Source organism: Nocardioides allogilvus (assembly GCF_003047285.1).
Taxonomy (GTDB): Bacteria; Actinomycetota; Actinomycetes; order Propionibacteriales; family Nocardioidaceae; genus Nocardioides; species Nocardioides allogilvus.
Map to the genome: position 1 here is coordinate 174,695 of NZ_PZYX01000005.1, position 19,093 is coordinate 193,787.

Annotated in this window: 16 protein-coding genes; 7 read left to right on the forward strand and 9 right to left on the reverse strand. The window is 71.2% G+C overall.

The window, feature by feature from the left end; translation table 11 throughout:
* Positions 1 to 126: 126 nt before the first annotated feature.
* Both C9J87_RS10490 and C9J87_RS10495 read left to right on the forward strand, forming a co-directional pair.
* The gene (locus tag C9J87_RS10490; RefSeq protein ID WP_010833115.1) at positions 127 to 1,083 is read left to right on the forward strand and encodes a sensor histidine kinase; all 957 of its coding nucleotides are present in this window, start codon (positions 127 to 129) and stop codon (positions 1,081 to 1,083) included.
* The gene (locus C9J87_RS10495; protein WP_010833116.1) at positions 1,080 to 1,727 is read left to right on the forward strand and encodes a response regulator; all 648 of its coding nucleotides are present in this window, start codon (positions 1,080 to 1,082) and stop codon (positions 1,725 to 1,727) included. Before C9J87_RS10490 ends, C9J87_RS10495 begins: the two co-directional genes overlap by 4 nt.
* Positions 1,728 to 1,730: 3 nt before the next feature.
* Here C9J87_RS10495 and C9J87_RS10500 read toward each other — a convergent pair whose 3' ends face one another.
* From C9J87_RS10500 to C9J87_RS10510, 3 genes are read right to left on the reverse strand one after another with little or no spacing between them, the layout of a single operon-like run.
* Complete coding sequence (locus C9J87_RS10500; RefSeq protein WP_010833117.1) at positions 1,731 to 2,897, reverse strand: lipid-transfer protein; 1,167 nt, start codon at positions 2,895 to 2,897, stop codon at positions 1,731 to 1,733.
* Positions 2,894 to 4,201: an OB-fold domain-containing protein gene (locus C9J87_RS20460; RefSeq protein ID WP_107705488.1), complete on the reverse strand. Its 1,308-nt coding sequence runs from the start codon at positions 4,199 to 4,201 to the stop codon at positions 2,894 to 2,896. Before C9J87_RS20460 ends, C9J87_RS10500 begins: the two co-directional genes overlap by 4 nt.
* On the reverse strand, positions 4,198 to 6,378 hold the full coding sequence (locus C9J87_RS10510; RefSeq protein ID WP_010833119.1) for an acyl-CoA dehydrogenase: 2,181 nt from the start codon (positions 6,376 to 6,378) through the stop codon (positions 4,198 to 4,200). The genes C9J87_RS20460 and C9J87_RS10510 overlap by 4 nt, the downstream gene beginning before the upstream one ends.
* 50 nt (positions 6,379 to 6,428) lie before the next feature.
* Between C9J87_RS10510 and C9J87_RS10515 the strand changes: the two genes are divergently transcribed.
* Positions 6,429 to 7,328: an alpha/beta fold hydrolase gene (locus C9J87_RS10515; RefSeq protein WP_010833120.1), complete on the forward strand. Its 900-nt coding sequence runs from the start codon at positions 6,429 to 6,431 to the stop codon at positions 7,326 to 7,328.
* Here the strand turns inward: C9J87_RS10515 and C9J87_RS10520 are convergent.
* Positions 7,291 to 8,706, reverse strand: coding sequence for a WS/DGAT/MGAT family O-acyltransferase (locus C9J87_RS10520; RefSeq protein WP_036492849.1), 1,416 nt, complete (start codon positions 8,704 to 8,706; stop codon positions 7,291 to 7,293). The two genes, C9J87_RS10515 and C9J87_RS10520, sit on opposite strands and share 38 nt — an antisense overlap.
* Before the next feature lie 68 nt (positions 8,707 to 8,774).
* On the opposite strand from C9J87_RS10520, the gene C9J87_RS10525 reads away from it, so the two are divergent.
* Both C9J87_RS10525 and C9J87_RS10530 read left to right on the forward strand, forming a co-directional pair.
* The gene (locus C9J87_RS10525; protein WP_010833122.1) at positions 8,775 to 10,070 is read left to right on the forward strand and encodes an alpha/beta hydrolase; all 1,296 of its coding nucleotides are present in this window, start codon (positions 8,775 to 8,777) and stop codon (positions 10,068 to 10,070) included.
* Position 10,071: 1 nt separating this feature from the next.
* On the forward strand, positions 10,072 to 10,908 hold the full coding sequence (locus C9J87_RS10530) for a sigma-70 family RNA polymerase sigma factor (RefSeq protein WP_010833123.1): 837 nt from the start codon (positions 10,072 to 10,074) through the stop codon (positions 10,906 to 10,908).
* Here the strand turns inward: C9J87_RS10530 and C9J87_RS10535 are convergent.
* The 3 genes from C9J87_RS10535 to C9J87_RS10545 are packed head-to-tail and all read right to left on the reverse strand — an operon-like array spanning position 10,882 to position 13,484.
* Positions 10,882 to 11,406 (reverse strand): RNA polymerase sigma factor, encoded by a 525-nt coding sequence (locus C9J87_RS10535; protein WP_010833124.1) that lies wholly within the window; start codon positions 11,404 to 11,406, stop codon positions 10,882 to 10,884. The genes C9J87_RS10530 and C9J87_RS10535 overlap by 27 nt on opposite strands.
* Positions 11,407 to 11,419: 13 nt before the next feature.
* A complete protein-coding gene (locus tag C9J87_RS10540) occupies positions 11,420 to 12,310 on the reverse strand; it encodes a PII uridylyl-transferase (RefSeq protein ID WP_010833125.1) in 891 nt (296 codons plus the stop codon).
* A 37-nt stretch (positions 12,311 to 12,347) separates the two neighbouring features.
* Positions 12,348 to 13,484 carry a glycosyltransferase gene (locus C9J87_RS10545; RefSeq protein ID WP_107705489.1) on the reverse strand — a complete coding sequence of 379 codons (1,137 nt, stop codon included), beginning with the start codon at positions 13,482 to 13,484 and terminating at the stop codon, positions 12,348 to 12,350.
* Positions 13,485 to 13,923: 439 nt separating this feature from the next.
* Here C9J87_RS10545 and C9J87_RS10550 point away from each other — a divergent pair, with 439 nt between their 5' ends.
* Positions 13,924 to 14,418: a GNAT family N-acetyltransferase gene (locus tag C9J87_RS10550; RefSeq protein WP_157953172.1), complete on the forward strand. Its 495-nt coding sequence runs from the start codon at positions 13,924 to 13,926 to the stop codon at positions 14,416 to 14,418.
* A gap of 125 nt (positions 14,419 to 14,543) precedes the next feature.
* Complete coding sequence (locus tag C9J87_RS10555; RefSeq protein WP_107705491.1) at positions 14,544 to 16,010, forward strand: hypothetical protein; 1,467 nt, start codon at positions 14,544 to 14,546, stop codon at positions 16,008 to 16,010.
* On the opposite strand, the gene C9J87_RS10560 is transcribed toward C9J87_RS10555, so the two are convergent.
* Both C9J87_RS10560 and C9J87_RS10565 read right to left on the reverse strand, forming a co-directional pair.
* Positions 15,995 to 17,032, reverse strand: a complete 1,038-nt coding sequence (locus tag C9J87_RS10560) for a S66 family peptidase (protein ID WP_010833130.1) — start codon at positions 17,030 to 17,032, stop codon at positions 15,995 to 15,997. The genes C9J87_RS10555 and C9J87_RS10560 overlap by 16 nt on opposite strands.
* Entirely contained in the window at positions 17,029 to 19,086 is a 2,058-nt protein-coding gene (locus C9J87_RS10565) for an acyl-CoA dehydrogenase (protein WP_107705492.1), read from the reverse strand. Before C9J87_RS10565 ends, C9J87_RS10560 begins: the two co-directional genes overlap by 4 nt.
* Positions 19,087 to 19,093 lie beyond the last annotated feature (7 nt).

Consider the following 19,093-nt stretch of genomic DNA (forward strand, 5'->3'; position numbering starts at 1 on the left):
CGGGTAGGACCCGCACCACCAGTCTGCGGCGCCCGCACCTGCCACCACATGGGGTCTGTCACCCACATTCGCCTGCAGGAGCCCGATGACGTGGACAGGTGCGGACGGGTGCGTGAAGGTGGCGGCATGGTGCATGCCGATGATCTCTCGCTGTCCTCTCGCGTGATCTTGATCAACGGGCTGCTCTTTGCCGCAGGCACCGCTGTGCTTGCCCTGTCGCCCGCCACCGTCTCCAGCCGCCCGGTCCTGTCCGAGCTGGTGGTGTTGCTCGTGGGCCTGACGGTGATGATCGTGGCCAACTCGATGTTGGTACGCCGCTCGCTGCGCCCCCTCGACAGGCTGATCCACCACTTGGCGCAAGCTGAGTCGTCTGCCCCGGCGACGCGGGTGCCGGTACCTTCCTCTCGGTTGGCGCGGCGAGTCTCGCTGGCGGTCAACGACCTCCTCGACCGGATCGACGAGGCGCAGCGGTCGAATGCCGCTGCCGCCCTGGCCGCCCAGGAGTCGGAACGGTCCCGGATCGCGCAGGAACTCCATGACGGAGTCGGCCAGTCGCTGACTGCGGTGCTGCTCGAGCTCAAGCTCGTCTCGGAGTCGGTGACCGCACCGCCGCTCGACCGGGTCCGCGAGGGCGTGCGGGCCAGCTTGGACGAGGTGCGCTCGGTCGCACGCACCCTGCGCCCACACGTGCTGGAGGACCTCGGGCTGCGCAGCGCACTCGCAGCCCTGTCCCAGGATCTCTTCGGCGCGACCCGGACCCACGTGCGCCGCGGGATCATGCCCGGGCTGCCCGACCTGCCCGACGACGTCGAGCTGGTCGTCTTCCGGGTTGCCCAGGAGGCGCTGACCAATGTGGCCAGGCACGCCGAGGCCGACACTGTCGAGGTCAGCCTCGGGATCGTGGGTCAGGAGGTGGAGCTCCGCGTCACTGACGACGGTCGCGGCCTGCCTGCTGACGCGGACGGCACCGGCCTGCGGGGCATGCGCGAGCGCGCCTCCCTGGTCGGTGGACGCCTCAGCCTCACGCGCCGCGAAGGTGGTGGCACCGTGATCACACTACGGGTCCCGGTGGATCCGGCATGACCACACGCGTGCTGCTCGCCGACGACCATGCGCTGGTGCGCCGCGGGGTCCGGATGATCCTCGACCAGCAGCCCGACTTCGAGGTCGTGGTCGAAGCCAGCGACGGCCACGAGGCGATCCAGGCGGTCCGGGACGAGCAGATCGACCTCGCGATCCTCGACGTCGCCATGCCCCGGATGACCGGGCTCCAGGCGGCCCGCGAGATCAGCCGGAGAGCGGATCCGCCGAAGCTATTGATGCTCTCGATGCATGACAACGAGCAGTACTTCTTCGAGTCGCTCAAGGTCGGCGCCTGCGGCTACGTCCTCAAGTCGGTGGCCGACCGCGATCTCCTCGATGCCTGTCGGGCCGCGGTGCGCGGCGAGTCGTTCCTCTACCCCGGAGCCGAGAGCGCCTTGGTGCGCGACTACCTCGAGCGGTTGCGCCGTGGGGAGCGGCTTCCCCGTGCCGTGCTCACGCCGCGAGAGGACGAAGTCGTCAAGCTGATCGCGGAGGGCAACTCCTCGCGCGACATCGCGCGCCTGCTGACCATCAGCGTCAAGACCGTCGATCGGCACCGGGAGAACGTCTTGTCGAAGCTGGGGATGCGCGATCGCACCGAGCTGACGCGGTATGCCGTGCGGGTCGGCCTGATCGAGCCCTGAGGATCAGCGGCCGAGGATCAGCCCGCTCGTCGGCACGCCCGTGCCGGCGGTGACGAGCACGTGCTCGGCACCCTCGACCTGGTTGACCGAGGTGCCGCGCGCCTGGCGCACGCCCTCGGCGATCCCGTTCATGCCGTGGAGGTAGGCCTCGCCGAGCTGGCCGCCGTGGGTGTTGATCGGCAGCCGCCCACCGAGCTCGATCGCGCCGTCGACGATGAAGCCGGGTGCCTCGCCGCGGCCGCAGAAACCGAGCTCCTCGAGCTGCATCAGGACGTACGGCGTGAAGTGGTCGTAGAGCACGGCGGTCGCGATGTCGGCCGGGGTGAGCCCCGACTGCTGCCACAGCGCGCGTCCGACGACACCGATCTCCGGGATCCCGATGTCGTCGCGGTAGTAGGACGTCATCACGAACTGGTCGGCGCCGCTCCCCTGCGCTGCCGCGACGACGGGTACGGCGCCCGCCGCCAGGTCACGAGCGCGCTCGGTCGTCGTGACGACGACCGCGACGGCGCCGTCGCTCTCCTGGCAGCAGTCGAGCAGCCGGAGCGGGTCGGCGATCAGCCGGGAGGCCTGGTGGTCGGCCAGCGTGATCGGGCGCTCGTGGAAGAACGCGGCCGGGTTGGTCGCGGCGTGGCGCCGGTCGGCGACGGCCACGCGGCCGAAGTCGGCCGAGGTGGCGCCGTACTCGTGCATGTAGCGCCGCGCCTGCATCGCCACCGTGGCGGCCGGGGTGGAGAGGCCGTGCGGATAGGTCCAGGCGTTGTCGAGGCCGTTGGTGTTGACCTGGGCGGCCGCCCCTAGCGACACCTGGCCGAAGCGGTCGCCGGAGCGCTCGTTGAAGCCGCGGTAGGCGACGACGGTGGTCGCCATCCCGGTCGCGACCGCCATCGCGGCCTGCTGGACCGTCGCGCAGGCTGCACCGCCGCCGTAGTTGATCCGGGAGAAGAAGGACAGCTCCCCCATCCCGAGCTCGCGGGCCAGCGAGATCTCCGACGAGCTGTCCATCGTGAAGGTGACCAGCCCGTCGACGTCGGCGGGCGCCAGACCGGCGTCGGCCAGCGCGGCGAGCGTCGCCTCGCAGGAGAGCTGGAGCTCGGAACGTCCGGACGCCTTGGAGAACTCGGTGGCGCCGATGCCGGCGACCGCGGCCGCGCCGCTGAAGGCGATCACAGCTGCACCGTCACTCGCGCGGTCACGTGGTCGCCCGACGACACGGCTCCCACGACGTCGACGACGATCTCGGCGTCGGTGCGCGATGCGATGGTGCCGGTGAGCTCGAGCGTGTCGCCCGGGTGGGCCGGCGCCCCCAGCCGCAGCGCACAGGCAGTGATGCGGGCGTCGGGAAGGCCCTCCTCGCGCGCCCAGTCGGCGACGTACTTCTGCACGAGGCCGGTGGTGGTCAGGATGTTGAGGAAGATGTCCTTGGAGCCCCGCTGGACGGCCAGGTCACGGTCGTGGTGGACGTCCTGGAAGTCGCGAGTGGCCAGCGCCGTCGAGACGACGAGGGTCGGGGTGACGGGGATGGCCGCGACCGGGAGGTCGGGTCCGTCATCCGAATCCGCACCCATCTCTTCCGGTCCGTATGACGGATCGCGGGTGCTCCACGACGCCAGCGTCAGGTCGTCGTCGATCCGGTCGAACACGACCTGCACCGGCGCGCCGATCTCGAGTCCCTCACCGCGGACCGCACCGACCATCCGCACTCCCTCCTCGAGCTCGACCAGCGCGAGCGGCAGCGGCAGCGTCTTGCCCGGCACTTGCGGTGCATGGTGGACCAGGAACGAGAAGACCGTCCCGCGGCCGCTGGCGACGACGTGGCCGCGGTCCATCGCGTGGCAGTCGGGGCACACGGGACCGGGCGGGTGGCGCAGCACCCCGCAGGCGTTGCAGGTCTGGATGCGGAGCTCGCCCAGCGCCGTACCCTCGAAGAAGAAGGCGGTGTCGCGGTTGACCACCGGGCGCACGGTCTGCGTGGGATCGACCCGAGCACCGGGCTTGAACTTCAGCACCCGGAACGTCATCGTCGCGACCGGCTCTTTCCGCCCGTCAGGGGCAGCGACCCACCAGGTGTTCTGGGTCGTCACGAAGTAGCCCTCACCGACGCCGGTCCGCTTCGGCCCGACGACCGACTCGAGCCGGGTCGTGATCGCGGGTCGCTCGCCGGGCACGAGGTGGCGGGCATAGGTCTGGTCGCAGTTGGTGCCGAGGACGGAGGTGAAGCCGGCCTCGTCGAGCAGCTTCATCGTGGCGTGCAGCGGGTCACCGGCCGGCCGGTGCGGGTCGAGCCCGTACATCGTCCAGACCTGGGTCATCGCCGGCGGCGCGACACTGCGCCACAGCGGGTTGGTGTCGCCCATCGCCTCGGCCCAGTGCCGGATCATCGGCAGGTTGACCTCGTCGAGCGCGTCGCGCGGGGACGTCTCGCCCGCCGCGACCAGCTCGTCGACGCGGGCCATGATCTCCTCGTGCGTCATCGCGGCACCCGCGGCAGGCCGAGGCCGAACATCGCGATCAGCTCGCGCTGCACCTCGTTGACTCCCCCGCCGAACGTGATGACGAGGTTGCGCTTGGCCTGCCCGTCGAGGTGGCTGACCAGCGACGCGGTGTCGGGGTCGCTGGGGTCGCCGTGGCGCGCGACGACGTCGGCCAGCACGCGTCCGACGTGCTGCACCTGCTCGGAGGCGAACACCTTGGACGACGACGCGTCGGCGACGCTGATCTCGCCGTCGGCAGCCGCCCGTGCGACCTCCCAGTTGAGCAGCTCGTTGACCCGGAAGATCGCCGTCACCTCGCCCAGGGCCGCCTGTACGTCCGGCAGCTCCAGCACTCCCCGGTCGGCCGCCCACGACGCGACCCGGTCCCGCAGCCCCTCGAGCCGGCCGGCGGGGCCGAGCATGACCCGCTCGTGGTTGAGCTGGGTGGTGATCAGCTTCCAGCCGGCGTTCTCCTCGCCGACGAGCATGTCGACGGGGACGCGCACGTCGGAGTAGTAGGTCGCGTTGGTGTGGTGGGCACCGTCGACGGTGATGATCGGCGTCCAGGAGTAGCCGGGATCGGTCGTGTCGACGATCAGGATCGAGATGCCCTTGTGCTTGGGCGCATCGGGGTCGGTGCGCACCGCGAGCCAGACGTAGTCGGCCTGGTGGCCACCGGTGGTGAAGATCTTCTGCCCGTTGACGACGTAGTGGTCGCCGTCCCGCCTCGCGGTCGTGCGCAGCGACGCGAGGTCGGTGCCGGCGTCGGGCTCGGAGTAGCCGATCGCGAAGTGCACGTCGCCCGCCAGGATGCGCTCGAGGAAGAGCTCCTTCTGCTTGGGCGTCCCGTGCTTCTGCAGCGTCGGCCCGACGGTCTGCAGGGTCACCGCGGGCAGGTGCACGTCGGCGCGCTGCGCCTCGTTGGCGAAGATCGTCTGCTCGACCTCGCCGAGCCCGCGACCGCCGTACGCCTCCGGCCAGCCGACGCCCATCCAGCCGTCCGCACCCATCTGCCGGATCGTCTTCTCGTACGTCGCTCCGTGCCGCTCGCGCGCCATCTCGGTGCGCTCCGCGTCGGACACCAGGCCCGTGAAGTAGGCACGCAGCTCGGCCTTGAGCGCGCGCTGCGACGCGGTGAGCTCGAGGTTCTTCGCCTCCGCCGACTCGATCGCGACCAGCCGCAGCGTGCCTGCGGGCCCGCCGAGCGCGTGCGTGATGTCGGTCAGCCACGAGTAGTGGTGGTGCAGCGGATAGGCCTCGTCGACGCCCGTGCCGCCGTGCAGGTGGTGGCAGGTGTGGATCGCGGCCGGCGCCTCGGCGCACGTCCAGTAGGCCGCGACCGCGAGGTCGTCGCGCACGTCGAGCCCGCTGGCGATCCGCCAGACGGCGTTGTCGGCGGCGAGGTCGAGGGTGCGGGAGGCGATGTAGACGTCGGCGACCTGCATCGCCACCGCCTGGAACTCGGCCAGCGCCCGCCCGAACTGGGTGCGCTGCTTGACGTGGTCGGCGGTCAGGTCGCGGGCTCCGGCGAGCAGCCCGGCGGCGAGCACGACGAGGCCGGCCACCGCGTTGTCGTGCGCGATGCGGAAGGCGTCGGCGCCCGGCAGCAGGTCGATCGGTGCGTCGTCGAGGACGACGGTGTGCTCGACAACGCCGTCGAGCAGCGCGCGGCTCGACGCGGACTCGAGGAGGGTGACGCCGTCGGCGCGAGGGTCGACGAGTCCCACCACCGGCCGGCCGTCGGTCACGGCACTGACGAGGAGCATGGCCGCGCGATCGGCGTACTGCACCGAGATCTTGCGACCCGTCACCCGGTCGCCGGAGACGGTCGTCGCGGGCACGTCCGGGAAGCCCGGACCGACCTCGCGCAGGGCGGCGGCGAGGACGACCTCACCGCTGGCGACACCGGGCAGCAGGGACTTCTGCTGGTCGTCGCTGCCGGCCGCCGCGATCGTGAGTGCGCCGACGCACAACGTCTCCCACACCGGCACCTGCACGGCACTGCGTCCGACCGCGCGCAGCACGACTGCGAGCTCGGCCAGGCCGAGGCCCTCACCGCCGTGGTCGGTCGGGACGACCAGCGAGAGCAGGCCGGAACCGGCGAGCGTGGCCCAGTCCGTCGAACGCCCGACTGCGTCCGCGACCACAGCCGCTACCGCATCCACTTCTTCCGACACAGGTGACCTCCGACGACGGCAAACCTAGAACCTGTTCTACTCTAGCGGACATGCTCTCCCCGCTCGACGCCGTCCGCCGGGGCGTCTACATGCCCTACGCGCGGATCCCGTACGGCGACATGCTCGACCTCCCCGGACGCGGCGCCACCTACGTCACGGACACACCGGGACCCGAGGCCGACTCCCCCGCGATCCTGCTGCTGCACGCCATCGGCACGACCGGGCTGCTGAGCTGGTATCCCGCGATCGGACCGCTGTCGCGTCACTTCCGGGTCGTGACGATGGACCAGCGCTGGCACGGACGCGGCATCCAGTCCGAGGAGTTCTCCCTGGCCGACTGCGCGGACGACGCGGCGGCGGTGATCGAGGTGCTCGGCCTGCGCCACCCGATCGTCGGGGGCTACTCGATGGGCTCGATCATCGCGCAGCGCGTCTGGCGCCAGCACCCGCACGCGATCGAGGGGCTGGTGCTCGCCGCGACGACCGACTACTTCCGCGCGACACCGTGGGAGAAGGGCTTCCACGCCTCGATGGGCCTCACCATGCTCGGCCTGCGCGGGCTGTCGCGCTCTCGCACCCTGACCCACGCCGCCCGGCGTACGGCGCGCGCCGTCGACCTGGCGCCGAGCGACATCCACGAGTGGGCGCTCACGGAGCTGCGCCGTACGAGCCCGTGGGCCGTCGGTCAGGCGCTGGCCGCCCTGGGGCGGCACCACACGCGGCCGTGGCTCTCACGCATCGACGTCCCCACCGCCGTCGTGGTGACGCGGCAGGACAAGGTCATCCCGCCGGGCCGTCAGCTCGCCCTGGCCCGCCGCATCCCGGGCGCGACCGTGCACGACATCGCGGCAGGACATGCGTCGTGCGTGCTCCAGTCGGAGGTGTTCGTGCCGGCCTTCGTGGAGGCGGCCGTCACCGTCGCGGCCCGGAGGGGCGAGCTGCGTCGGTGAGCTCCTTGAGCGCAGCGAGCTCGGCCGGGAAGCGCCGAGCGAGGTCGTCGACGTCGGCCACGGACTCGCGGCAGGCGATCACCCCGACCTGCATCTCGCCGTTGTTGCTCATCACGGTGATGTTGAGCCCCGCGCCGTGGAAGACCGGCCCGAAGGCGAACATGCCCTCGATGCGGGCGCCGACGAAGTAGAGCGGCACCGGCGGGCCGGGCACGTTGGACACGACGAGGTTGTGCACGACCGGGTGCTTCTCGGCGAGCCGGAGGCCGGCGTAGGCCCTCATGGCCAGGCCGAACGTGTTGGGCGACGCGAACTCCGCCCAGTCCTGCAGCGCGTCGGCGCTGATCGCCTTCTGGTGGTCCTTGGCGTGCCGGTTGGCTGCGGTCAGCTGCTCGAGCCGCTCGAGCGGGTCCTCGAGGTCGGTGCCGAGCCGCGCGAACAGGGCGGAGACCTTGTTGGCGCCCTTCTCGCGCTTCGACACCGAGCGCACCGAGACCGGCACGGTGGCCAGCAGCGAGGTGGCGGGCAGCTCGCCGCGGTCCGCGAGGTAGGAACGCAGCGCGCCTCCGGTCACGGCCATGACCACGTCGTTGACCGTCGAGCCGGTGGCCTCCTTGACCGCCTTGATGTCGTCCAGGCTCATCGTCGACATCGCGATGGCGCGGTGGCCGGTGATGGTGCCGTTGAAGGAGGTGCGCGGCGCGGAGAACGGCGCGGCCATCGCCGTACCCCTCCTGGCGCGGTTGAGGGAACCGGCGACCATCTGCGTCGAGGGGGTGATCAACCGCGGGATCGAGAGCGGGCGGGTCACCTGGTTGACGAGTCCGCGACCGAAGAGGCCGAGGTCGCTGGGCGCGTGGCCGTAGGTGCCCTTGCCGCCGATGCCGAGGGGTTCGGAGCCGGCCTCGAGGCTGGTGAGGTGGGAGAGCAGGTTGCTGCCGGAGACGCCGTCGACCGTGGCGTGGTGCATCTTGGTGAAGATCGCGACGCGGTCGTCGGCGCAGCCCTCGATCACCCACATCTCCCACAGCGGGCGCGAGCGGTCGAGCGGCATCCCGGCGAGGTGGCCGAGGAGCTCGGTGAGCTCGGTGTCCCCGCCCGGTTGGGGCAGACCGAGGCGGTGGACGTGCCGGTCGATGTCGAAGTCCTGGTCCTGCACCCACACGGGGTGGTCGAGGCGCATCGGCACCTTCTTCAGCTTGCGCGTGAAGTGCGCGACGTCGCGCACGCGCTCGTCGATGCCGGCGCGCATCGCCGCGAAGGAGTAGCCGTCGGGGATGGTGGCCGGGTCGACCATGACCAGGCCGCAGACGTGCATGAGCTGGGCCGGCGACTCGAGGTAGAGGAAGCTGGCATCGAGGCCCGAGAGGCGATCCATGGTCGGCATGTCGTGACAACGACGTGAACACGTTCTAGTTCCGGGCCTGTGACGGATACCATCGGTACGTGAGCTATCTGCGACGCCAGGCCATCGTGGCCGCCCTGACCGCCAACGCCCTGCGACCCGTGACGGGACCGCGTGCCGGCGTCCCCGCCTTCTTCGCGGGCTGGCTCTTCGGTGAGCTGGCCCCCCAGATGCTGACCCTCACGGCGGTCGACTCGGCGGCCCAGCTGCGTCCCACGAAGCGCTCGGGCGCCCGCACCCGGGTCGGCCTCGGCCTGGCGGCGGCGAGCACGGCCGGGCTGGCGCACATCATCCGGCAGTCCCAGCAGGTCAAGGACCAGGTCGAGGACGCGCTCGTGGAGGGCCTCGGCGTCGACTACGTCGAGCAGCTCGACGCCGCGCCCACCCCGGCCGACCTGGCGACGCCATGGCGCAAGCTCGTCAACCCGTTCCGCTTCACGGACCGGGCGGTCCGGGTCGAGAAGGACATCGCCTACGCCGAGTTCGGCCGTCGCTCCATGCTCGACATCTACCGACCGGCGGCGGGCGAGCAGCTCGCCGGCGCACCCGTGCTCCTCCAGGTCCACGGCGGTGGTTGGACGATCGGCACCAAGGACCAGCAGGGCATCCCGCTGATGCAGCACATGGCCCAGCGCGGGTGGGTGTGCGTGGCGATCAACTACCGCCTCGCGCCGCGCGATCCCTTCCCCGCGCACGTCATCGACGTGAAGCGCTCGATCGCCTGGATCAAGGAGCACATCGCCGAGTACGGCGGCAACCCCGACTACATCGTCATCACCGGCGGCTCGGCCGGCGGCCACCTGTGTGCGCTGGTCGCGGTCACGCCCAACGCCAAGGAGTGGCAGCCCGGCTTCGAGGACGCCGACACGAGCGTCCAGGCCGCGGTGCCCCACTACGGCGTCTACGACCTCGCCGGCTCGACCGGCCTGCGCAGCGCGAAGGCCATGCGCGACGGCTTCCTCGCACCGCGGGTCTTCAAGACGACGTGGGAGGACGACCCGGACGCCTTCGAGGCGGCCTCGCCCCTCCTGCGCCTCGACGGCGACGAGCCCGACTTCTTCGTGATCCACGGCGCGAGCGACACGCTCGTCGACGTCGGCCAGGCCCGCGCGTTCGTCGAGAAGCTGCGCCGTGTCTCGACGAAGTCCGTCGTCTATGCCGAGCTGCCCGGCGCGCAGCACGCCTTCGACATCTTCCCCTCGATCCGCTCGGCCCACGTCGTCCGCGGCATCGAGCGCTACCTCGGGTGGCACTGGAACAGCTGGCGAGCCGGTCTCCCCGTCGACCACGAGGTCGACGACACGGTCACATCCGACACGGCTGGTCCGTCAACGTGACATGGACACACTCGACAGCTTCGAAGACCACCGCAGCCACCTGACCGCCGTCGCGACGCGGATCCTCGGTCCCGGCGGTGACGCCGAGGACGCGGTCCAGGAGGCGTGGCTGCGCTACTCGCGCAGCGACACCTCCGACGTCGACAACCTCCGCGGCTGGCTGACGACGGTCGTGAGCCGCCTCTGCCTCGACCAGCTCCGGTCCCGTACGGCGCGGCGCGAGGACCTCGTCGACACCCACCTCGAACGGCCGGACACCTCGCCCACGCCCGAGGACGATGCCGTGGTCGCCGAGGCGGTGGGCGGTGCGATGCAGGCAGTGCTCGACGAGCTGAACCCGCCCGAGCGCGTCGCCTTCGTCCTGCACGACCTGTTCGCGGTCTCCTTCGACGAGATCGCCGAGATGCTCGACCGCTCCCCCGCCGCCGCCCGCCAGCTCGCCTCCCGAGCCCGACGCCGGATCCGCGGCACCACGCCCGCCACCGCTCCCGGGCGCGAGGTCGTCGACGCCTTCCTCAAGGCCGCGCGCGCCGGCGAGTTCGACTCCCTGCTCGCGCTCCTCGACCCGTCGGTCGTGCTGCGGGCCGACGCCGCCACGGTCGCCATGGGCGGCCCGGTCCCGCTGCTCGTCGGCCCCCAGGACGTCGCCAACCGCTTCAACGGCGGCGCCCAGTCCGCGTTCCTCACCATCGTCGACGGGCTCGCGGGCGCTGCGTGGATGCTGCGCGGCGAGGCCAAGGTCGTCTTCGACTTCACGATCGTCGACGACTTGATCGTGGCGATCGACATGCTCTCCGACCCCGAGGTGCTCTCAGGGATGGTGCTCGAGAAGGTGTGAGGAGCTGCCCTCCTCGACCAGGGCCCGCACGGCCGGGTCAGCAGCCAGGGCCATCCGTGCCCTGTGCAGGCGCACCCGCGCCGTACCGGCACGCACACCCAGGGCTGTCGCCAGCTCGGCAGGCGTCAGGCGCTCCCACTCGATGAGCCGCAGGACCTCCTGGTGGCCGGGCGACAGCCGGCCGATCGCGGCCACCATGGTCTCGGTGGTGGTGCTCTGCGCGTCGTCGGGCGTGGCCCCGTCCAGCCGCGCGTGCTCTGCTCCCGCCTCACGCTCCCGCACCCTCCGCCGGTGCTCCGCCTGCATCACCTTCGCGGCCGCGCCGAAGAGCCATGCCCGTCGCAGCATCGGTGCGGGGAGGTCCGTACGGCGACGCCATGCGATCGCATAGACCTCCGCCGCCACGTTCTCGGCGTCCGAGGCGCCGCGGCGCCGCAGGTAGGCGATGAGGTCGCCGACTGTCGCGCGGTAGAGCTCCTCGAACTCCTGCTCCGTCACGGAACGACCCATGTCACTGGACCCGGAAGGCGGCGGGTACGGCGGCGGGCAGGTCGGGCACCAGCTCGGGGATGCAGCGCGTGTGCTCTGCGAACGGCCGGCCCATCGCCTCGAGGTCGCGTCCACCCGCAGCCGTGACCACGAGCGGGAGCCAGCCGAACGGGGTGGTGTCGAAGTAGGCCTGCCGCCGGGTGCTCCCGTGCTCGTCGGTCACCCACATCTTCTTCGGCGTGATCGTCTGGTCGGCGTCGACGTCCGTGATGGCCGGCCAGGACGGGGCCCCTTCGATGACCTCGATCGCCGCGGCGCGGGCGCTGTCGTCGCCCGCTGTCGTGGCCCCGGCCCAGCTGTTCGACCAGGCACACAGGGCCGCGCGAGCCGCCTCGGCGCGCATGCCTCCGGTGATCTGCACACTGCGCCAGTCCTCATCGCCACGGGACTGCGCGATGCGCATGCTCTCCGCGTCCCGGAGGGCAAACTTCACCTGGTCCGCCACCGCGATGTCGCGCGCCTCGTCCGAGGGGAAGGGGATGTCGGCCATCTCCTCGCGGAGGACCTGCTCGTAGTCGGCGCCCCGCGGGTCGATCAGCTCGCCCGGTCCGCCCAGCCGGATGCTCTCGGCGTCGGTCTGCTGGACACCCGTCCGCGCGTGCCACATGTCCGCTGCGGCGACACCCGAAGCGCCGAGGACGATCGCCGCCACACCGGCACCCACCGCCATCCGCCGGCGTGATCGTCGCGCGGGCGTGCTCGTCGCCCTGCGTGCGGCGACCAGGTTCCAGACCCGATCCACCTCGGCGTCAGCCGGCTCCCCGACCGGCGGTGCTGCCTCGGCGACCAGGCGTGAGTGGTCGTCGGTCCACGACGGGTTGGGCATGGGGTCCTCCAGCTGGGTCGGCGACATCCTTCACCCGTACATGTCGGCGCGTTACACAGCACGTCTAAGAAGCAGCCCCTTCCAGGGCGGCGACCGCGACGGACGGACCGGGGAGTTCCCTCCACTCGTCGGCGACAGCGACGCACCGCGCCCGCACAGCTTCGTCGGCGAGGAGCTCGCGGGCGCGTGCCCCGACCTCCTCGGACGTGACTGTGGCTGCGTCGAGGGTCGCGGCCACGCCCAGCTCAACAGCGCGCATCCCGTTGTGCGGTTGATCCGCGCCGAGCGGCAGAAGCAGGGACGGGAGTCCGTGGGCGAGCGTGGCCATCAGGCTCCCCGAGCCACCGTGCGAGATGACGAGGTCGACGGCTGGGAGGACCTCTCTCTGCGGCAGGAATCGTTCCACACGCACGTGCGTCGGCTGGGGCCCGAGGTCGGCGGGGTCGGTCCCTTCTCCGACGGTCGCCACGACGTCCACATCGAGGTCGGCGAGCCCCGCCAGAAGGCGCTCGAAGAGGTCCCCCGATGCATGGTTGAAGATGGTGCCCAGAGTGACGTAGATGCCCGGTCGGTCAGCGCGCGCGGACGCCCTGGGCGTGTCGAAGGAGTTGTACGGAGTCGGCCTCATCGGCAACGGCGACTTCGGACTCCGGAACGAGGGCGCCGCATCGGTGAGCACCAGCCCTGAGGTCAGTCGGGTCAGCGCAGGGTCCGGTGGCAACCCGTGCTCGGCGCGAAGGGCGTCGAGGCGCGGGGCGACAAGTTCCGGTCGGATCAACAGGCCCGCGGCGAGCACGAGGTGGGTGGCGACGGGCACGTCGAGAAGCTCGGCGGCAATCGTCGTACCCAGGTCGGTCTCGTCGCGCAGCACGAGGTCGGGCCGGAAAGCGCGGATGACGTCCGGCATGGCCAGTGCCATACGACGTGCGCCTCGCTCGGCGAAGTTGTCGGCGAACTCGATCGTAGCCGCGCGAGCATCCATCACCTCGAGTGGCTTGCGGGTCTGGCTCGGAGGCGCCGGGTCGTGATGCACCATCGGGCTGGTGGCGAAGGCGGTGAACCCGGCATTCTGGATCCGCGGGACCAGACCCCCGGACCCCGCGATCGCCACCTCATGCCCGGCCGCACGCGCCGCGCGTGCCAGCGGGAGGAGCGGAGCCAGGTGGCCGAGGCCGCCGACGAAGGTGACGAGGAGTCGCATGATGTCTCAGCCTGGAAGGTGCGTTGCGCTCGCGAGTCCGGCAAGTTCTGGGTGAGCCAGGCACGCTGCCACCCTGCGGCGATGTTCGCGCTTGTCCGCGGTCTTGCCGGTCCCGGGCGGTCCTGCAAGGACGACGACTACGGCCTGGGCGTCGCTCGGCAAGTCGCTCGTATGGTCAATCACCACGACATTGTGAATCGATCTGCGAGCCGGAGCCCGCGGACATGCCGCTGTGGCGCAGGATGATCGGGCGCACGGCTGCCCTGGGCAAGGAGAGAGCGGCTCGAAGACCCGAAAGGACTCCTGGAGTTCACGCGGACCAAGGAGATCCTCCTGCGCCGGCCCCAACCCCACCAGCGGTCATAGGGGACATCCGGGGCGGACCTGGCCGCTATGCGTATGCGACTCGCCGAGATGAGCCGCTGAGATGATCCCGTCCATGTCCTCTTCCCAGGTCACCGTGACCGCCCATGCGGCTGGCTCGACAGATGCCATGGCCGAGGCCGCCTCCATCTGGGCCTCGGCCAAGGCGCGACGTGACGAGGCTCCCGTGCCTGACACTGTCGAAAAGTCCCTGACAGGCATCCGCCATCGGATGGGTATGGACGGCGCCACACTCCTGCTCGTCGAGCGGGACGCACAAGCCGTTGCTTTCGCGCTGCTGGCGCCTCGTGACAACGCTGTGGAGGTCTTCTACGTCGCCGTACACGCCGATCACTGGGGCGGCGGCCTGGCCACTCACCTGCTCCGGGCCATCGCCGATCACGCCCAGAGAGCCGGTCACAGCACCCTCGAGCTCTGGGTGATCGAAGACAACCACCGGGCGATCTCGACGTACGAACGAGCGGGCTGGAACGCGACGGACGAGCTCCAGACCCAGCCGAGCGGGCGGACCGAACGGCGACTGCGGCGGCATGTCGGTGGTCGCCCCTAGGGTGGGAAAGGGCACCCCGCGGATGATGGATACGCGCGCGCCTACGTTCCACTACGAGCCGCTGACCTGCACAAATATGACGCAAGACTCTTGTTTTCGCATACCAGTTCGATCTAGAATGAGACATGACCACCGCCGCGATCGACAGCATCCCGGGTCCTGTTCCCGGGGCTGGTCTCGATGTCTGCGACGCCGATGTCACCTTGTCCCTGGCGGAGTCGTCGACGCGCGCTCGACGGTTCGCGGAGGTCGAGGACCTCCTGGTGGTCGCACACTGGGCCGACCTGCACTCAGACCCGCCGGCGCACGACCCCGACCTCCCTGCGCACGCGCGGGAGAAGATGGTCCAGCCCGGCGGCGACGGGACGCCGTCGCTGCGCGAATACGCCGTCGCCGAGCTCGCCTTCGCCCGCCAGACCCACCACGCCACGACCCGGGCCGCGATCGCCGACATCCTCGACCTGCGCCACCGGCTCCCCCTCACCTTCGCCGTCGTGATGGCCCTCGAGTGCGAACCGTGGGTCGCCCGCAAGGTCGCCGTCATCTCGCGCCACCTCGACGCGGTAGCGGTCGGGATCGTCGACCGGGCCGTGGCAGTGGCCATCGCAGGCGACGCACCAGCGGTCATGCTCGACCTTGCCCGCGCCAAGACCATCGAGGCGGACCCGCAGCACGAGCAGGACCGACTCGAGTTCGAGGCCCGCCATCGCTATGTCGCCCTGTCCCGCGCCGACGAGTCCGGCCTGCGCAACGTCATCGCGCGGGTCACCGCCGGCGAGGCTGTCTGGATCGACGCAACGGTCGACCGCGTCGCCGACATCCTCGCCACCACCCACGGCCACGACCACAACCGCGACGAGCTGCGCGCCATGGCCTTCGGCTGGCTGGCTCGCCCCGCCGACCTCCTGCAGCTGCTCCTCGACCACACCGAGCCGGAGACGGACGGGCCCGAGATCACGGCAGACAGCCGACCGGTCTGGGCACCCGCCCACCTGGAACAGACCCTCGCCGGTCTCGCTGCGCTCAGCTGTCGCCAGCTCGCCTCCCTGCGGCCCAAGGCCGTGGTTCACGTCCACCTCACCGACTCCGCACTCCAGAGCGGCAGTGGCCTCGCGCGGATCGAGGAGCTCGGGCCGACGCTCGTCCAGCACCTCGCCGACCTCCTCGGCCACGCAGACATCAGCCTGCAGCCCGTCCGCGACCTCAACGGCCGGATCCGGATCAACGACTACGAGCACCCCGATCGGCTCAAGGACCACACCTGGCACCTCAGCGGTGGAGACGTGTTCCCCCACGCCCCACCGGGCGCCAGGCTCAGGGTCGACTACGACCACCCCACGCCGTACGACAAGCACGGACCGCCCGGGCAGACCGGCACCCACAACTCCGGGCCACTGCGGCGGACCCATCACCGCTGGAAGACCTTCGGGGGCTACCAGTGCCGACAAGCCGGCCCCGGCCGCTACCTCTGGCGAACACCCCGAGGCCGCTACTACCTGCGCGACCACACCGGCACTCGTCGACTCGACCCCGACCTGGCCGAGATGATCATGTCCGCGCCGCGCGGCGTCGACCTCTATCCGGTGAAGTGAGCCGTGATCTCCCGCTGCGCGCCGTCCACGGTGACGCGGCCGCCGTAGGGCAACAGCAGCTGCGGTTGGGTGTGCCCGAAGTCCACGTCGAGGACGACGACGAGCTCGGGGTTGTAGTCCGCGACGGCCGCCAGGACGGCTTCGTGCCGCTCGGCGACCGCGACGGCGATCTCGGCCTCGGTCTTCGGGGCCTCACGCGACGTCACCGGCGGTCGACCCCACAACAGCGCGGAAGCGGCGCCGAGGATGCCTCGCTCCCCCAGGTTGCGCAGCATCCGGAAGCACTGGGACGCGGACGGCATCTCCTCGGAGGCCTCCAAGGCGAGCACGCATCCGTCGTACGTCGACACGGGATGCATCCAGCGACCGACCGCGAGTGTCATCTCGACGCTCTCCAGACAGCCGCCCCACACGGCTCCGGTCACCGAGCGTGACGGCCCCGACCACACCCAGGGCGAGGCCGGCCAGTCCGGTGCCACGTCGACCAGCGCTGCCGGCGATGCCCAGTCGAGGCCGAAGTCGCGGGTCCGCTCCGGCGGGACGAGAGTCAGTGAGCCGCCGAACAAGGCGGCGCGCAGCGACTGCAGGTGCAGCGGGTCGACGCCGGGACCGGGGCCGAGGTGGACGGAGGTCGAGCCGCCGTACACGCCGCCGACACCGTGGAACCACAGCCAGTTGGAGAGGTTCGTGTTGTCGCTGTAGCCAAGGAACCGCTTCGGGTTCGCGAGCATCCGGTCCGGGTCGAGGTGGCGCAGCACGGTGATCTGGTCGTCGCCGCCGATGGTGGCCATCACCGCGGCGATGGAGTCGTCCTCGAAGGCGGCCATCAGGTCCGATGCCCGCTCGGCAGCCGTGCCCTGGACTCGGGTGAACGGAAACTCGACGGGCTCGAGGTCAAGCTCGCGAAGACGTCCGAGCGCCTGTTCGTGGAGGTCCGGAAAGACCTCCGGGCCACACCATGACGGTGACACGACCGCGATCCGGTCACCGGGCTGGACGGGCGGCGGCAGCACGACGGTCACCTGGGCAAGCCTAGGACCCTTTCCGCCGCAACGTTGCGCAGGATCTGCGTCGTGCCGCCCGCGATGGAGAGGCAGCGCGTCACCAGCATCTCGTGCACGGCGGCCTCCGCCTCGGCACCGCCGAGAAGCACGGTGGGACCGAGCAGCTCCACCAGCAGCGACGAGGCCTCCTGCCGGTTGCGGACGCCCAGCAGCTTGGCCACGCTCGATTCCGCACCCGGCCCCTGCCCCTGGGATGCGGCGCCGGCCAGTGCCTTCAACGTCGTCCGCACCCCGAGCAACGCGCACACCGTCGCGAGCGCGACCTGCCGCCCGACGCGCACCCGGTCCAGCGGGTCGGCGCCGACGGCGGCCACGCAGCCCTCGACGCTGACGCCCAGCCGGTGCCCCGCCATCGCCACCCGCTCGTTGGACAGCGTGGTGCGCGCGAGCTTCCAGCCGTCGCCCGGAGCCCCCACGACGAGCTCGTCCGGCACGAACACGTCGTCGAGGAACACTTCGTTGAACAACGCGTCCCCGGTCAGCTCGCGCAGCGGCCGGATGTCGATGCCCTCGCTGGTCATGTCGACGAGGAAGTAGGTGATCCCCTTGTGCTGCGGCGCGTCCGGGTCGGTGCGCGCGAGGCAGATCGCCCACTGCGCTTCCTGCGCCAGCGACGTCCACACCTTCTGCCCGGTCAGCCGCCAACCGGATCCGTCACGCACCGCGCGCGTGCGCAGCGACGCGAGGTCCGAACCGGCACCCGGCTCGGAGAACAGCTGGCACCACGTGATCTCCCCGAGCAGGGACGGCCGGACGAACCGCTCCCGCTGCTCGTCCGTGCCGTGCGACAGGATCGTCGGCACCGCCCATCCGGCGATCTTCAGGTCCGGCCGCGTGATGTCGGCAGCGGCGAGCTCCTGGTCCACGACGAGCTGGGTCACGGCGTCCGCCCCCAGTCCGTACGGCGCCGGCCAGTGCGCCATCAGCAGGCCGGTCGACACCAGGCCCTCCCGCGGGTGGTCCGGGGAGACCGCCCCGACCAGGGAGCGGATCGACGGCCGGACCGATGCATCCCGGCCGTCGAGGTCCACCTCGAGCCTGCGCCGCACACCGGTGGTGGCCCGGTCGCACACCCGGGCGGCCGCCCGGTCCGACGACCCGACCAGCGCCTGCAGCGACAGCGCGCGGCGCAGGTAGAGGTGGGCGTCGTGCTCGAACGTGTAGCCGATCCCGCCGAGCACCTGGATGCAGTCCTGGGCGACGCGGACCGCGCCGTCGAAGGCCACGGTGGCAGCGACATCGGCGGCGAAGGCCCACTGCTCGTCGTCGTCGCCGAACGCGACGGAAGCGACGTCCCACGCGACCGCCTCGATCGAGGTGACCGTCTCCAGCATCTCCGCACACAGGTGCTTGATCGCCTGGAAGGACCCGATCTTCGCGCCGAACTGCTCGCGCACCTTCGCGTACCCGACCGCCGTGTCCAGGCACCAGCGAGCCACCCCGGCCGCCTCGGCGGCCGCGAACGTGACGAGCGTGCGGCGGAGCAGCTCGCCGCTCAGCGGCACCGGCGTGCCGGAGGCTGACGACACCGTCCCCACGCGCCGGGACAGGTCGAGGACCGGCGCTCCGGGGGTGACCACCGCCGACGACGACACGACGTAGCCGTCGGCGGTCGGCAGCAGGAACAGGTCCGCCCCCGCAGCGTCGAGGACGACGTCACCGACCCCCACAGCCACGCGAGCCCCCGACACCAGCTCCGGAGCGAAGGACGAGGGAAGCAGGGCCGCGGCGATCGCCGTACCCAGCAGGTGGCCCGGGACGAGCGAGTAGGCGCACGCCTCGAGCGCGACGGCGACGTCGAGCGCGCTCCCCCCGCCTCCACCCGAGGGCTCGGGGAGACCGATCGTCGGCACGGACATCGACGTCAGGGCGGACCAGACGTCGTCGAAGGCCGCCTCCGGGTCCGCCTCGGCCGCGCGCACCGCGTCGATCGGCGTGATGGACGCCGCCCAGGACCGCAGGCTCGCGCCCAGCTCGACGTGGTCGGCGGAGATGCCCAGCGAGTAGAACATGTTCTAC